Annotated in this window: 11 protein-coding genes and 1 CRISPR repeat array; of the genes, 3 read left to right on the forward strand and 8 right to left on the reverse strand. The window is 37.8% G+C overall.

The window, feature by feature from the left end:
* The first annotated feature begins 372 nt into the window (after positions 1–372).
* The 3 genes from cas9 to cas2 are packed head-to-tail and all read left to right on the forward strand — an operon-like array spanning position 373 to position 6,111.
* A complete protein-coding gene (cas9, locus tag prwr041_RS10185; protein WP_207153682.1) occupies positions 373–4,845 on the forward strand; it encodes a type II CRISPR RNA-guided endonuclease Cas9 in 4,473 nt (1,490 codons plus the stop codon).
* Positions 4,842–5,792: a type II CRISPR-associated endonuclease Cas1 gene (cas1, locus tag prwr041_RS10190; RefSeq protein WP_207153683.1), complete on the forward strand. Its 951-nt coding sequence runs from the start codon at positions 4,842–4,844 to the stop codon at positions 5,790–5,792. Before cas9 ends, cas1 begins: the two co-directional genes overlap by 4 nt.
* A complete protein-coding gene (gene cas2 / locus prwr041_RS10195) occupies positions 5,770–6,111 on the forward strand; it encodes a CRISPR-associated endonuclease Cas2 (protein ID WP_207153684.1) in 342 nt (113 codons plus the stop codon). The genes cas1 and cas2 overlap by 23 nt, the downstream gene beginning before the upstream one ends.
* A gap of 108 nt (positions 6,112–6,219) precedes the next feature.
* A CRISPR array of direct repeats spans positions 6,220–7,722; the repeat unit is 47 nt; unit sequence GTTGTCAATGCACTTGCAAAGATATGAAAAATTTAGCTAATCACAAC.
* A gap of 269 nt (positions 7,723–7,991) precedes the next feature.
* Here cas2 and prwr041_RS13670 read toward each other — a convergent pair.
* The 8 genes from prwr041_RS13670 to prwr041_RS10235 all read right to left on the reverse strand — a co-directional run bounded on the left by prwr041_RS13670 (position 7,992) and on the right by prwr041_RS10235 (position 16,119).
* A complete protein-coding gene (locus prwr041_RS13670) occupies positions 7,992–8,099 on the reverse strand; it encodes a DUF6486 family protein (RefSeq protein ID WP_237072209.1) in 108 nt (35 codons plus the stop codon).
* A gap of 73 nt (positions 8,100–8,172) precedes the next feature.
* Positions 8,173–8,622 carry an HU family DNA-binding protein gene (locus prwr041_RS10200; protein ID WP_237072210.1) on the reverse strand — a complete coding sequence of 150 codons (450 nt, stop codon included), beginning with the start codon at positions 8,620–8,622 and terminating at the stop codon, positions 8,173–8,175.
* Positions 8,623–9,369: 747 nt separating this feature from the next.
* The gene (locus prwr041_RS10210; protein WP_207153686.1) at positions 9,370–9,660 is read right to left on the reverse strand and encodes a helix-turn-helix domain-containing protein; all 291 of its coding nucleotides are present in this window, start codon (positions 9,658–9,660) and stop codon (positions 9,370–9,372) included.
* Position 9,661: 1 nt separating this feature from the next.
* Positions 9,662–10,000 (reverse strand): type II toxin-antitoxin system RelE/ParE family toxin, encoded by a 339-nt coding sequence (locus prwr041_RS10215; protein WP_207153687.1) that lies wholly within the window; start codon positions 9,998–10,000, stop codon positions 9,662–9,664.
* A gap of 564 nt (positions 10,001–10,564) precedes the next feature.
* A complete protein-coding gene (locus prwr041_RS10220; protein ID WP_207153688.1) occupies positions 10,565–11,068 on the reverse strand; it encodes a DUF2335 domain-containing protein in 504 nt (167 codons plus the stop codon).
* 10 nt (positions 11,069–11,078) lie between these two features.
* The gene (locus prwr041_RS10225) at positions 11,079–11,348 is read right to left on the reverse strand and encodes a hypothetical protein (RefSeq protein WP_207153689.1); all 270 of its coding nucleotides are present in this window, start codon (positions 11,346–11,348) and stop codon (positions 11,079–11,081) included.
* A 358-nt stretch (positions 11,349–11,706) separates the two neighbouring features.
* A complete protein-coding gene (locus prwr041_RS10230) occupies positions 11,707–13,788 on the reverse strand; it encodes a VapE domain-containing protein (RefSeq protein ID WP_207153690.1) in 2,082 nt (693 codons plus the stop codon).
* A gap of 465 nt (positions 13,789–14,253) precedes the next feature.
* The gene (locus tag prwr041_RS10235) at positions 14,254–16,119 is read right to left on the reverse strand and encodes a bifunctional DNA primase/helicase (RefSeq protein WP_207153691.1); all 1,866 of its coding nucleotides are present in this window, start codon (positions 16,117–16,119) and stop codon (positions 14,254–14,256) included.

Raw genomic sequence — 16,119 nt, forward strand, 5'->3', positions numbered from 1 at the left:
AGGTAACTATAGCATCTGCTAAAGCAGATGTATTCTCCCATAGATATCTTTCCTTACTTTCATTTCCGAAACAACATAGATTACTTTTCACCTGTGGCAGTTGTCAAGTAATCCTTGACAACTGAGTTTCATTCTAACTCTTTATCCTTTAGTACATTAACAATATACATACTAGCATAAAGAATAGAGGTGATAAAAAATTTAAGCAAAAAAATGGGTGACTCTCGCCACCCTAAATGTTTTCACAACGGAATAATCCTTATTGTGATTAGCTAAATTTTATGCAAATATCATGATTATTTTTGTAAATTGCAAATTTTAAGACATTTTTTTTATAACTTTGCTAATACTTTAACCAAAACAACACTAATTATGGCAAAAATTCTAGGTTTGGACTTAGGAACCAATAGTATAGGATGGGCATTAGTTGATAATACCAGTAAACAAATTATCAAAGCAGGAAGTAGAATTATTCCCATGGATGCAAAAGCTATGTCTGACTTTGAATCAGGTAATCTCCAATCTTCAGCAGCAGCAAGGACTGAATTCAGAGGCATTCGTAGATTAAATGAACGTGCAGAACTCAGAAGACAAAGATTACTCCGAGTGCTGAATGTACTTAATTTCTTACCTGCTCACTTTCAAAAACAAATTGATTTCGATAAGCATCCCGGACAATTTATTAACCATGGTGAACCCCTTTTGCCATATCGAAAGGATAGCAATAATAAAAATGAATTTATATTTATGGATTCATTTAAGGAGATGCTTGAAGAATTTAGAGAGATTCATCCTGATATGTTGGCTGAAGGTCGCAAGATACCTTACGACTGGACTATATATTATTTGAGAAAGAAGGCTCTTATTCAGCCAATTAAACGAGAAGAATTGGCGTGGATATTGCTCAACTTTAATACAAAACGTGGTTACTATCAACTGCGTGGTGAAGAGGATGATATATCAACTTCTAAGAATGAAGAATACAAGGTGCTTAATGTTGTTAATGTAGAAAAACTGGATGCAGTAAAAAATAAAAAAGGATTGTATTGGTACGATATTACTTACGATAATGGTGCCAAACAACGCAAAACTGGTATCATTGATCCTAGAAATATAGGTGACCAAGTTGAAGTTATTGTCACTACAACTTTAGATAAAGAGGGAAATATAGCTTTAGATAAAGAGGGAAATCCTAAGATTAAACTGCGCGATCCTCAAGAAGGCGATTGGACTCTGATGAAAAAACGAACTGAGGCGGATCTGAATAATAGAAATATTACTGTAGGTGAATATATATATGATTCAATTCTTGCAGACCCTACAATTAAAGTTAGAGGTAAACTTGTTAAAACCATTGAACGCAAGTATTATAAAGAAGAATTGATTAAAATTCTCAATAAGCAATGTGAATTTATACCAGAGTTAAGCGACTCAAATATTTATGAAAAGTGTGTAAGAGAATTATATCATAATAATGAGGCACATATTCAATCTCTGTATCAATCTAGTTTTACGAGTTTCTTTGTAGATGATATTATTTTTTACCAGCGCCCACTTAAAAGTAAGAAAAGCGAAATAGCTAACTGCCCTTATGAACATTATCAGTTTGTAAATAAAGACACTGGGGAAATCGTAAAGCAACCTATAAAGGTTATACCTAAGTCACATCCCATTTATCAGGATTTCAGACTATGGCAGTTTATTTCAAATCTGCGAGTGATTCAGAAAGAAAAAAATGAAAATGGGAAATTGAAAACAGACGTAGATGTTACAGATGAATTTATAAATACAGCAGAGAAACGTTGTAAACTCTACGAACAACTTAACGTACGCAAAGATATTAACAATAATCAGTTTGTTAAGTTGATTTGCAAAGAGAACGCTTCTCTGTATAGATGGAATTATGTTGAGGATGATAAAACTTATCCTTGTAACGAAACTCGATATCTCATAAACCGAGATAACATATTGCAAAGTGATGAGCGATATAATAAGAAAGAAATTGAATTATGGCATATATTATATTCTGTAAATGATCCTATTTTGCTAAGAAAAGCACTCAATACTTTTGCAACTAAAAATGGTCTTGATGTGGAGACTTTTGTAGAGGATCATATCCATATTAAGCCATTCAATGCTGATTATGGTGCATATTCAGAAAAAGCTTTAAAACGATTACTACCACTTATGCGTATAGGTAAATACTGGCATGAGGAGGATATTGATGCAAAGACTAGAAGTAAGATTGATATTATAATAGCTGGAGATGCTGATGATGCAATCTATGATGTAGCTGCAAAAAATCATATTAACTTGTCTTCAATTGACTCATTTCAAGGATTACCACTATTTCTAGCTGAGATGATTGTTTACGGCAAACGTAAAGAAGTGGGTATTTGGAAATCTCCAGATGACATAACGTATTATCTCAAATATGATTTTAAACAGCATGCGCTACGTAATCCGGTTGTAGAAACTGTGTTAGGAGAAACATTGCGTGTTGTCAGGGATATATGGGCTAAATATGGCAAAATAGACGAAATACATGTTGAGATGGGACGCAATTTAAAGCAGTCTAAAGATAAGAGGATAAAGGACATGCAGCGTAATTCAAATAATGAACATACAAACTTGAGAATACGAAGACTACTTCAAGAGTTTGTAAACCCTGACTGTGAAATAGATAATGTGCGCCCATATTCTCCATCTCAGATGGAACTCTTTAAAATTTACGAAACAGATGTGCTTAATTCAAATGAACCTGATGATGATATTTTGTCTATAATCAAAGACCTTGGAGACACATCTAAACATGTATCTCATCAAGAAATTATTAAATATAGATTGTGGCTTGAACAGAGATACACATCTCCATATACTGGTGATATGATACCATTGTCAAAGCTCTTCACCCCAGCCTATGAAATAGAACATGTAATACCTCAATCTAGATATTTCGATGACTCACTTAGTAATAAAGTAATCTGCGAAAGCGAAGTCAATAAGCTGAAAGATAATAGATTGGGATACGAGTTTATTGTTGCTGAGCATGGTCACATCATTGGTAAGCATCGTGTATTTGATAAAATACAATACGAGGAATATGTGAGGGAGCACTATGCCAATGACAGACTTAAGATGAAAAAATTATTAATGGAGGACATTCCTGATTCGTTCATCCAGAAGCAACTTAATGATAGTAGATATATTGCTCGTAAGACCATCGAGATCTTGTCTAGTGTCGTTAGAGTAACTGATGAGAGCGGAGAAATAGCTGATAATGATAAGGCAGCAACAGCTATAAATGTAATAGCTACAAATGGCTCAATTACAGATCATCTTAAAAAAGATTGGGGCGTTAAGCAAGTATGGAATCATATTATAGCACCTAGATTTGAGCGATTAAATAAAATTACATCAACGGAGCAGTTTGGTAAATGGATTGAGAAAAATGGAAAAAGGTATTTCCAAACTGAAGTTCCGATTGATCTGTCCCCTGGTTTCAATAAGAAACGTATAGATCATCGTCACCACGCAATGGATGCAATCGTTATAGCTTGTGCTACTCGCAACCATGTTAACTATTTGAATAACAGTGCTGCTATTGACAAGAAGGCTGATTTACGTATGGACTTGCGTAGCAAACTCTGTTTTAAGGATAAGACTGATGGTAATGGCAACTATGTATGGCGACTTAACAAGCCATGGGATACTTTCACACAAGATGTTGAGTCACAACTAGATTCTATTATTGTCAGTTTTAAGCAGAATTTACGTGTAATTAATAAAATGACCAATCACTACTCACATTATGTGAATGGAAAGAAAGAAATCGTTTCCCAGAATAGTACAGAGAGTTGGGCGGTTCGAAAATCTTTGCATAAAGCTACTGTATCTGGTGCTGTACGTCTGCAAACACAAAAGAAGGTTAGCTTAAAAGATGCATTGAACACCGATTGGCATCTCATAGCTGATAAAGAAGTACGCAAAGCCATTAAAGATATAATTGCACAGTATCACAAATTCGATACTAAAATCATACTAAAGTATTTCAAAGATCGAAAAAATGAGTTGAATGGAAAAGATATATCAAAGGTAGTTGTATATTATACCCCTGAAGTTCCTGAACTATCAGCTTCAAGAATAGCTATTGATGATACATTTGATGAGAAAAAAATCAATGCAGTTACAGATAGTGGAATACGTAACATTCTACTTAATCATTACAAAGCAAACGACAGTGATCCTAAATTGGCTTTCTCTCTAGAAGGTATTACCCGAATGAATCAGAATTTTAAAGAACTGAATGGAGGTAAAGACCACAAACCAATTATGAAGGTGAGAAAATTCGAAACGCTAGGAATGAAATTTTCAATAGGTGAAAGAGGTAATAAAAATAAGAAATATGTTGAAGCTGATAAAGGAACAAATTTATTTTTTGCTATTTATGCAGATAAAGATGGAAATCGTTCATTTGAAAGCATACCTTTTAATGAATCTCTGGAATGCATGGAAAATAATTTGCCAGTGGCAAAAGACATCAATGATAAAGGCGAAAAACTTCAGTTTATATTATCTCCTGGAGACTTAGTTGTTGTAACAGATGAAAATGGTACTATTCCAAATGTGGATAATGCTAGGATTTATAAAATGATGTCATCATCTGATAAAGATTGTTTTTTTATCCCCCAATCAATTGCGATGCCTATTGTTAAGACAGCCGAATTAGGCTCAAATAATAAATCTGAGAAATCATGGGATGGCGTGGCTATTAAAAAGAACTGTTTCAAACTAATTGTAGATCGATTAGGGAATGTTGAAAAAATAATCAAAGGGAATGTATGATCAAGAAAACACTATATTTTGGCAATCCAGCATACCTATCTCTAACAAACAAACAACTTGTTGTAAAGCTGCCAGAAGTAGAGAATGCTAACAACCTACCAGAGCCTATACGTAAAGAATCTGTAAGAACAATACCTATAGAAGATATTGGAATTATAATTTTAGATCATCAGCGTATAACGATTACCCAAGGGCTTATAGCTGCTCTTCTTGAAAATAATGCCGCTCTTATTTCTTGCAGTGATAAGCGCATGCCTACTGGCATGCTCTTACCGCTACAAGGCAATACCATACATAGTGAAAGATTCAGGCAACAAATTGACGCTACCGTACCTCTAAAGAAGCAACTTTGGCAACAAACTATCAAAGCAAAAATTGAAAATCAAGCTGCAATATTATCTCAACACACCTTAAAATCAGTGGCTAGAATGTATGTAATGGCTAAAGATGTAAAAAGCGGAGACCCTGATAATTATGAAGCACAAGCAGCAGTGTATTATTGGAGGAACGTTTTTGCAGATATGCCTGATTTTATTAGAGATCCAGATGGAACACCACCTAATAATCTCTTGAATTATGGATACGCTATTTTACGAGCTACCGTTGCGAGAGCACTCGTAGCAAGTGGACTTCTACCAGTTGAGGGAATACACCATCACAATAGATATAACGCTTATTGTTTAGCAGATGACATCATGGAACCTTATAGACCTTATGTTGACAAACTTGTAATAGAAATTATTTCTAAATACGCCGAAATTCCTGATGTACTTACTGTCGATATGAAAAGTGACTTATTGTCTATCCCTATAATAGATGTTATGATTGGTGGAAAGAAACGACCACTAATGGTAGCTATATCTGAGACAACCTCTAGTTTGGCAAAATGTTTTAGTGGTGAACTACGCAAAATTTCTTATCCTAATGCCTTTATCTCAAAGATTTAATGAATACAGAATTATGTGGGTCTTAGTCTTTTACGATTTACCGACAGAAACAATGAAAGAATGTAAAGCTGCTGCTAAGTTCAGAAAAAATATCATGGCAGATGGATTTACAATGTTTCAGTTTTCCATATATGTACGTCATTGTGCAAGTATGGATAATGCTCAGATTCATATTAAAAGGGTGAAGTCATTGCTCCCCGAAAATGGTAATGTTGGTATTTTGTGTATTACTGATAAACAATTTAGTGATATACAGCTTTTTTATTGTAAGAAAGAGCAAAAACCAAATGCCCCATATCAGCAGTTAGAACTATTTTAGAAAACGGGATTTCTATATTAAATAGAATTCCCGCTTTTAATCTTGATTCTTTTTTTATTTCTAATACACAACGTAAAGCATTGATTTACAATTATATATAAAGATCAAGTTGTCAATGCACTTGCAAAGATATGAAAAATTTAGCTAATCACAACATCAAAACGCATGACGAACTGTACTGCCAGTTGTCAATGCACTTGCAAAGATATGAAAAATTTAGCTAATCACAACCTATATTAGTCAAACCCTCTGGTGTAGGCAGTTGTCAATGCACTTGCAAAGATATGAAAAATTTAGCTAATCACAACGGTTGGTAGGTAATTACCTTTCTTGTCAGCGTTGTCAATGCACTTGCAAAGATATGAAAAATTTAGCTAATCACAACAGTGACTTTCTTGGTAAGATAGAAAGCACGTTGTCAATGCACTTGCAAAGATATGAAAAATTTAGCTAATCACAACTAATATCATCGTGTTTTATACCGAACCCTAGTTGTCAATGCACTTGCAAAGATATGAAAAATTTAGCTAATCACAACTGTTGATGGTAGCGAACAAGCTGCCGATTTGTTGTCAATGCACTTGCAAAGATATGAAAAATTTAGCTAATCACAACTAGTGACGGCACGGTTAAAACTATCAGAGAGTTGTCAATGCACTTGCAAAGATATGAAAAATTTAGCTAATCACAACCCTCGTACGATTACACCTATACGGAGAGCGGTTGTCAATGCACTTGCAAAGATATGAAAAATTTAGCTAATCACAACAATTATTCTCTTGAATAATATCATTAACTGTTGTCAATGCACTTGCAAAGATATGAAAAATTTAGCTAATCACAACTTGATAATACCTATTCTTATTGTTCTAAGGTTGTCAATGCACTTGCAAAGATATGAAAAATTTAGCTAATCACAACTTAATACATCTGATATTCGTTTGGCACGTGTTGTCAATGCACTTGCAAAGATATGAAAAATTTAGCTAATCACAACCATAATCAAACAGTCTTTTACATATACCTGTTGTCAATGCACTTGCAAAGATATGAAAAATTTAGCTAATCACAACCCAAGTCCTTCAGTCCTTCTTCTCCGTGCAGTTGTCAATGCACTTGCAAAGATATGAAAAATTTAGCTAATCACAACTACGGTCGTGGCGTTCGTGTTGACGCTAAAGTTGTCAATGCACTTGCAAAGATATGAAAAATTTAGCTAATCACAACCTAGCACAGGGTTACAATTTCAGCAAGGTCGTTGTCAATGCACTTGCAAAGATATGAAAAATTTAGCTAATCACAACTTTGTCAAGGAAGCGTAACGGCACGTAGAAGTTGTCAATGCACTTGCAAAGATATGAAAAATTTAGCTAATCACAACCAGATACCGACAAACTGTAATAGACATTGCGTTGTCAATGCACTTGCAAAGATATGAAAAATTTAGCTAATCACAACAGATGGACTTTCATCAGGATTTTAATTGTGTTGTCAATGCACTTGCAAAGATATGAAAAATTTAGCTAATCACAACACCTTATCATTTGCTTTGGCGTCCGTTCCGGTTGTCAATGCACTTGCAAAGATATGAAAAATTTAGCTAATCACAACCCATGTTCATCTTAGAACGTCCGATTCCGTGTTGTCAATGCACTTGCAAAGGTACACAAAAAATAATACACAAGAATGGTATTATATAAATTTTTCAAAGAACAATTCAAATCTATAAAAACGCAAAAGGGATGCGCTTTAGCACATCCCTCTGTTGTTATCCTGCCATCCATACCGTGCAGCTAAGTAGCGCTGTGAGCGCTGCAATTAACCATATTAAGTTGGTTATGATTTTAATTAAGTCGTTGAAATCGTGATAGCTCACTCGGCTATTCCTGTGTTTCGTTCTGTTGCGTTCCAAGCAACCCCAGAAGACTTGAAGCGATAGCGATTACTATCTTGATTATCCATGAAATGTTTACTTTGTTCTTATCCATTGTTTGTGTTTGTTTTTAATTTGTTGTTTGTTTAAAAGCAATGTCCCCCTGTGCGCATCAGGGGGAACGATGTTTAAGGCTTTACGACTCCGCCGTTTGGATCACCTGTTTTTGGTGCACCCTTGATCTTGTTGTACTCTGCGTACTCCTTGACCTGCGTACCGGTTACCAATGCCTTGGTGCGTGTCTTTGAACCTGCGTCTACATGTGCTTCCGGACTGAAGCGGATGTTGACTTTCTTGATGTTCTTGGCTGGTGTGAACTCCTTGATACTGTCTGCGCCTACACATTTCAGTGTGAGCTTGAATGAACCTAGTCCTGCGATCTTTACGATTTTTGAGTCCTGAAGTTCGGCTGTCATCACCTCTGCAAGTTCTGTGAGTACTGCTAGTACATCACTCTTTTTAACTGAGCAGTTTGCCTGAATCTTTTCTGCCATGTCATCAAGTTGAGCTATTCCGTGATAGACGGCACGAGCGTAAAACTTGTTATAGGTTTTCAGATTCTTTTTGTTTTTGTTCATGTAAATTTTGTAATTCAGCATGTTTCTTTTTCCTTTCGTTTTAAATTGTTTTTTTACTGTTTGAGACTTGCTGAAAGCATCATATATGTGCACCTATAATGTTCCTCCTTTCATTAAGCCCAGTCACCTGATTTTCAAATGACGTTACAAAGGTACTCGTATTTTTTAAGGCTTGCAATGAAATACTCGTTGGGGTGTTAGCCAAAGTAGTATAAGGTCTGTTCTCCCATAGATTCACGCTGATATTCTTTTGTTTTATTACTCGTTCTTTGCATGTGTAAACGGCCTATTCTCTCGCAGATTACGCTGATTCACGCAGAGAAAGACAGATTGGGGCAATAGATCTGCTAAAGCAGATGTCGCAGAGAACGCAGACAAAAGACAGTTTGGGATTGCGTAACACTGTGAGAATATATCACAGCAATTCCTTTCTAAGCTATCTGATATTTACTAAAATCGTGCATATCTATAGTTTAGAATAATACAAAACTAAGATTAATTCATTCTTTGTATCTAAAAAATGCCCAAATACTGAATTGAGTACCTCGTTTGCTCTTTACTTGATACCCTACAGATATAATCACATCAAAGGATTATTAGGTTCAGCATAAAGATTATAAATTATAACTCGCTTTACGTAGGATTCTAATTCAGACATCATCACCAAGCGCATAATAATATTGTGAAGAGCAATCGTAAGACACCTCATTTAATGTTTTACGATTGCTCTTAAATTAAACATTCAAGTTAGAATTGGACATCAATTCGAAGTTTGCCCCCTAATCCTCGTTCAACAATATCAAAAAGCGTTTTCAATGTGATATTTTCACTATCATTCTCAACTTTAGAGATAAAGGAACGTTTCTTGTCAATTTTAGTTGCAAGTTCCAACTGAGTCATTTTTAAACTTTCACGAGCAGCACGAAGTTTTACGCCTATACGAAGTGCTGCCATTTCGCTCTCCAATTTATCTCGCTTTGGAGTGCCAACAGTACCATAATACTTGTCTTTAATCTGATCTAATGTTTTTGTTTCCATATTACACTCCTTTCTTTTTGTCATTATAATATTCTGCCTTTATCCGTTCGGCGCGTTCAATTTCTCTTTTAGGTGTCTTTTTCTGAAATCCACTTAGTAGCACTATTAGTTTATTGCCGTCAAAGAAACAAAATATGCGAAAGATATTTCCATTGAGTATCACTCTAACCTCAAATAGTCCTTCTGTACCTTCAATATACTTAAGATAGGTAACGGGAATCCGTTCAACCTGCTCTATAAGGTCGAGAATCTTAATAATCTTATCTTGGACCTTAGAGGATTGTTCCTTAAAAAAGTCTTCAAAATAGGATTTATAAGTGGTTACTTCTCGATATTTCATGTGTACAAAGGTAATATATAAATTACATTCAAACAAGAATATCTTTAAAAAAATGATGATATATTTTTATCTAATGCTAATTTCCGAATAAAAATCGTTTTAAAAGAATACTCAATCTATTGCCAAAGAAGAAATCCATTTGTCCGATGGTTACAAAAAAGTTTTGTTACCTTCGGACAAATGTTTTGAGAGATTTACCCCAATTAATTATATCAATAAGTAAATTTACCATTTCCAAAAAACACGGTCATATCCTTACCTTTTATTTCGCATGTATGAACGGCCTATTCTCACGCAGATTATGCAGACAAACCACACTAACGACCAGCTGCCTTTCTCTGCGAAATAATGCAGCTTGCTGCATTCATCTGCGTGATCTGCGCTATCTGCGAGAGAATAACACGCAAGAGGACTCAATCTATTTTTGCGCAATGAACCCCCAATGTCTCTCGCTGATTGACGCAGACTACACCCTAAATGAATTTCGTAAAACAAAACTGAACCCTAAAAGTTTTTGTCTAACTTCTGGAGTTCAGTTCAAATTCATATTATCTTATTTTATCCCTAATCTTTTTGAGGATTAGATTCGTCGTCATTTGATTCTTTTGGATTCTTCTTTAACACAAAAACTATCGCTATTGATATTAAAGAAACAATAATAGTCCCAGCCAACCAGTCATGTCCTTTATATCCTAAGAAAAATGCTACAGCTATAAAGATCAAGGCTAAAATGAATCCCATCCACTGCCCAGTCTTGCTTTCTTTTATCCGTGAAGCTATTATTTTCTTTTCGCATTCAACTCTATGAGTTAATTGCTTTTCTGCCATAATCAAAATTCTTTCGGGTGCATCACGAACAACATTTCCATACTTCTTGAAATCATCAGGAGATGGTAAAGGACCACTAAATGAAGTCTCCTGCATAGCAACAAACGCACGAGCTATAACGTCTCGTTTTTCAGGTTCAATTGTTTCTAGAACTTCATTTAAGTCAATTGTTTTTTCGTTTTCTTCAGACTCAGTTAATGTTGGTGTTTCTTCTTTATTTTGTGTTTTTTCCTTATTCATATTAAAGTGGTTATCTTTTACTGAAATTAATCATTGATAATCTAATATCATTTCCAATCGCTTTCCAATCATTTTTTACATCATCGATGTTATTACCTTTCATATAATCAGATAATAAATCCTTTCTATTTATATCAAAAATAGAAGAAAAACCGCTTTGAAAAGATGGTAAATTTCTCATCAATGCAGAATTACGTCGCAACTGACAATTGATTTTATCAACCAATTTATCATTCCTACGAGTTGAATTTATTTGTCTTTCAGTAATCATTCTTTTCATATTATATGATGCAAATATATAAAGAAAATCATTGATAACAATGATTGACATCAAAAATATAGATTTTTGATGTCAGGAATTAACTCTATTTAATCGTTGTTTCGTTCTAAAACAAAAAAACTTAAAATATATTGATGCTAAAACTTAGACAGCCGATCCATTATATTGTTTCTTTCCTTTGCATGTGTGAACGTTCTATTCTCCCGCAGATAATCGCAGACAAACCCCAAAACCACAACATCATTTCTCAGCGAGGAGAATAGGCTCCCCCCTCGCGCACGTACATAGGGTTTTCAAGAAATACTAGCGTCTAAGTGTCTTGTCATTGATTATCAGCATACTACGTTTCAAATCTGCATTAATCAAGTGGCACCATCGTGTCATTTGTAGCGATGTCATAACGGCGAGACTTTCCTCTTGTCAGCTTGAACTTATTCCTCATCAGAATATGTCCTACACGCATGATGTTGCTGTTGTTGATGCTGATGTTACGATACTTCGTTTTCATTTTCTGCACAATCTCCGTTGCCGTGAGACGCATCGCCTTCTCTTCTTTCGCAGGACGATGGAACATCTCGAAGAAGATGTCGTCCATACAGTCAATCTGTAGGAAGTCGGCATTGTCAAGCTGAATCTTATGCTCCGTCTCATTGTCGAAATAGGTCCTTGCTCCCGATTTTATTTCCTCAATTGCCTGAGCATACATCTGTTCGTAGTTCACTGCCGTGGTTGTATCTATGCGTTCCTTTACCCTGATACACATGTATCGGCGTGAACCGGTATAATCTATCAACGGCTGAGGATTGTTGGTCGTGCCGATGAAAGCTGCATATCGCTTGTGCTGCTGCGTGAGGCTCTCATATAGATTTCTAAACTTCACATCAACTGCCTGCAACATGTATTTAAGAAATGCCGTCTGGCGCTTTGAAATACTGTCATATTCATCTATGTTTATCAGTATAAATCGGCTCAATGCCTTCACGGCATCCTCCTTCTTCGTGAAGTCCACACGGTCTGTATAGTAAATCTGCTGTTCTTCAGGGATGATCATTCGGCAAAATGTTGACTTTCCGTCTCCCTGTTCGCCTACCAGCAGCGGAACAAGTGAATTGCCGTGCATGGAATTTCTGCGCATCCACTGGCTCACCATACTGATAAACCACAGATGAAAGTTCTTCACCCAGTCCTGATTATCCGTTTTCACCCTCTGTGCAAACTTGTCTATGCGGTCTTCTTTGTCCCATTTTGGCAGATAAGTTATCCAGTCTGCAATCGGGTCGTAATCTTCTGTGAATGATGATTCTATGAATCGCTTCACGTCCTTGTCCCATGCGTCAATGCCCTCAGACTTTGCGTTGATTGTTATCGTGTTGAGAACCTCTTTTGTAACGGAGTTCCACGAAAATATAAAACTGTCACGTTCCCTGTATTCGCAGTCGTTTGTAATCTCATTCTTGCGGAAAGCATATCTCACGGCAAGAAACGTGCGCAGCCTTTCCATGTCGATAGTCATCTTTGATACCGCACAGTCCGATTTTGGCGCACTCGTGTCATAGACATTGCGGAAGCAGTTGCGCACGATATAATCAAAATTACAATATGGGGCATGTCGCATCAGTCTTTTTATACAGAATTCTTCCGCAAGACCGTTGCGCTGACAGTTTTTCGCAAGTTCCGTCACAATCTCGTCCATATCCATGTCCACGGCACTATTGATTAGATTCAGAAATATTGTCTGAAACTTCGCCATTGCCATGTGCTGCTTTTCATAAAAAGGAATCACACCACTTTCCCTGCCTGCATGATAGCTTGTCTTCTTCATCTGATAGCGAATCTCACTTTTCACCCTCTTCTCAACGCCTTCATGTGGCTGCTGAAGAATCATCGGTATAGCACTGGCATTAAGAAAAACGTGCTCGTCCGTGCTTATTCTGCATACAGTCTGAGGCTTTGGCACTGTTCGCTCGCATTTAATGCCCAGTTCCGCCTCATAGAATTTTGCACATGTGAAATAGGCATGCTGATGAAAGAAGCAGATATCCTGTTCTGTCTGTGGCAGTGTACCGTCTGGTAGTGTAAATGCCACTACAATTTTCAGTGACTTTGCCGATGCTCCAGTAAAGCACATCAATGTCTGCGGAAGTCCCTCTGCAAGAAACTTCAGATTGTTCAGCCAACCGTCTTCTGCCTTGAACGACAGCAAAATATAGCCCGTGTACTGTTTTCTGCACAAAGAAAACTGTATCTGTGGCAGTTCTGCCGTCTCAGTCAGCTTCATACCCGCAATATTCGGGTATGAGTTGAGGGCATATCGCAGTTTATTACACTGCTTTTGGTATTTTTCACCCCGAATCATGACAAACAAATCATCAAGACTCGTCAATTTTTGTTTGATTTCCTGTTTTGTCTTATACAAGACGTTGATTTTAGCTATATTCATTCTGTTTTTTCGTTTTTATGAGTTAAAATTCCGTTCTACGAAGCATTGTTTGCCGTTTTACGAAGCAACGTTTCTGTTGCTACGACATAAAGTTTGCGTTTCATCGATCAAACGTTTCCGTTTCTACGTAGAAACGTTTTTGTTATTTGCCATTTTACCGACAGTATGTTTTTGAAAAACAGCATCTAATACGTTGATTATCAGCAAATAGACGTTTCGACGCTTATTAATTTGCAAAACCTATGTATCGTTTTCCAGTTCCCTGAGTATGCGCCTTACCCTAGATGGTTTGATGTAGTACTCATATTTGCACTGGTTGCATACCTGTCGATACGTTCCAGACTTCATGCGTTCTAACTTCTGTTTAGGAAGTTCACGCCCGCATTTCTGGCATTTGATTGTTTCGGGGAGGGTTCCCCGATTGATAAATTTGACATAATCGTTGTTTGTTTTAAAAGTTAATATTTAGAACGGACATTCAGGCAGAGTAACTGGGTTGAAGTCAATCTCCTGCGACATGGCTTCATGCTTCGTCCAGTCAGCCGTATCCTCACTGATGGGACTATACGTCTTATCGAAGTTCTGATTGCAGCCAGCATACCGCATGGTGTCCGTGGAGTACTTCAGCGCAACGGTACCCGTCTTTCCTATCTCATTCCAACGGCATTTGATACAGTTCCAGTACGTTACTTCCTTCAGCGGGTCCTCGTCCTTCTTGCGGTCAAGCCAGAACACATAATCACTCTTGTTTCCGAAGTCACTACTACCGAAGATGTCGTTGATGGTGAGCTTCGTCTTGTCGTCAAACTTGCGGGGATGGTGCATCATGAACACGGGCACTTTATATTGATGAGCGAACTGTACAATCTTCATCAGCAGCATCGTGTACTTCATCGTGTCCGTGATGCCAGTCTGCTCAGGTAGCTGAATCCAGTTAAAAGGGTCTATTATCAGCATGTCGCACAGTCCCTGGTAATACTCCTGCTGCGCTATATGCAGGATGCCGTCGATGTCGTTAGTCACGTTGGCATCAATCTCACGTATATACTCCCTACAGATGTCCTTTGCCCGCTGATAGGCAGGCTCAATCAACTTGCCCTTGCTGAACTCCCTGCCCGTCATCACGTTGATCATCTCAGAATAGTGACGAGCCGTAGGATATTTCTCAGGACTGTAAACGAGGATGTGCGTGCCGTAAAGATGCACCATACTCATCATGATGAAGTTCATCATCGTTGACTTTCCGCTGCCCGGAGCGGCAAAACCAAGATAAATCAGTCCGTCCTCAATCCTGAAGATGTTGTTCAGCTTCGCCACGTGCAGGTCCTTCGCCTTTGGAAGTCCGTTCTCGTAAAGGTCATCAAGCTGCGATTCCACCGTGTCGAGTTCCACGAGTCCCGCAATGTTCATCTTCTTTGCGTGCTCAATGCACCATACCACGGCATCCCTGCCTTTCTCCATGAGCATCTGGTTGGCATCCTTGGCACAGTGCATGTTGTCCTCGCCCTCGTCATCCTTCCATCTGTAAGTCCAGTCAACACTCTTCATCCGTGACTCCCCGAAGTAAGAAGCCACCTTGTTGCGTGCCTCAATACCAGGTTCATCCGTATCTCCTGCATAGATGATCGTTGCACCGCTGAAATAGTCCTTGTACTTGTCGAAACATCGCAGGTCGCTCTGTGCACCGTTGGGCAGACTCACCACCGCCTCATAGCCACATTCGGTGCAGGCTGCCGTGTCCATCATGCCCTCTGTGATGAGTATCTGCGAGGCACCTATGGCACTGTTTACGTTGTAGGGAATCTTCTCGCAGCCCTGTTCAAAGAAAAACTTCTTTTCGGTCTTTGAAGCCAGTTTAAACTGCACGTCAACGGTGTTGCTGCCGTCGATGAAGGGGAATCCGATATATTCCTCCTTTGTCGCTCCGTGCTCAATCACCCTTGTTTTGATGCCGAGTTTATGTGCCGTCTCCGTGCTGATGCATCTGTATTTGAGATACTCCATCGTCTTTGTACCGAAGTTGGGCATGAAATAATCAGCCGTTGGCAGGTTGTATTTCTTTTTGGCATACCGCTTTTCCTGTCCCTCCTTCCATGTCTTGAAATGGCTTTCAAGCAGAAACACCGTTCCGCATCTGAAGCAGTGTCCCCAACCAGTGTCAAGGTCAATACTCACGCAGTCGGAATTGGGCTTGTTGCCCTCGTGGCTGCTGCATTCTGGGCACTTGCATCTGATCTTTCCACTCGTCTTTGCGCTTGTTGAGCGTGATATCTGTAAATCCTCCTTTGCTACAACTTTGTGACCGTAGCCGTCATCATAAGTCTGTGCCAT

Origin of the sequence: Prevotella herbatica, from assembly GCF_017347605.1 — a bacterium.
GTDB classification, from domain to species: domain Bacteria; phylum Bacteroidota; class Bacteroidia; order Bacteroidales; family Bacteroidaceae; genus Prevotella; species Prevotella herbatica.

Bases quoted from the DNA above. Each gene is read 5' to 3' on its own strand.
- prwr041_RS10235 (WP_207153691.1), bottom strand. From the start codon at position 16,119: ATGGCACAGACTTATGATGACGGCTACGGTCACAAAGTTGTAGCAAAG.
- prwr041_RS10220 (WP_207153688.1), bottom strand. From the start codon at position 11,068: ATGAATAAGGAAAAAACACAAAATAAAGAAGAAACACCAACATTAACT.
- prwr041_RS10230 (WP_207153690.1), bottom strand. From the start codon at position 13,788: ATGAATATAGCTAAAATCAACGTCTTGTATAAGACAAAACAGGAAATC.
- prwr041_RS13670 (WP_237072209.1), bottom strand. From the start codon at position 8,099: ATGGATAAGAACAAAGTAAACATTTCATGGATAATCAAGATAGTAATC.
- cas1 (WP_207153683.1), top strand. From the start codon at position 4,842: ATGATCAAGAAAACACTATATTTTGGCAATCCAGCATACCTATCTCTA.
- prwr041_RS10200 (WP_237072210.1), bottom strand. From the start codon at position 8,622: ATGAACAAAAACAAAAAGAATCTGAAAACCTATAACAAGTTTTACGCT.
- prwr041_RS10215 (WP_207153687.1), bottom strand. From the start codon at position 10,000: ATGAAATATCGAGAAGTAACCACTTATAAATCCTATTTTGAAGACTTT.
- prwr041_RS10225 (WP_207153689.1), bottom strand. From the start codon at position 11,348: ATGAAAAGAATGATTACTGAAAGACAAATAAATTCAACTCGTAGGAAT.
- prwr041_RS10210 (WP_207153686.1), bottom strand. From the start codon at position 9,660: ATGGAAACAAAAACATTAGATCAGATTAAAGACAAGTATTATGGTACT.
- cas9 (WP_207153682.1), top strand. From the start codon at position 373: ATGGCAAAAATTCTAGGTTTGGACTTAGGAACCAATAGTATAGGATGG.
- cas2 (WP_207153684.1), top strand. From the start codon at position 5,770: ATGCCTTTATCTCAAAGATTTAATGAATACAGAATTATGTGGGTCTTA.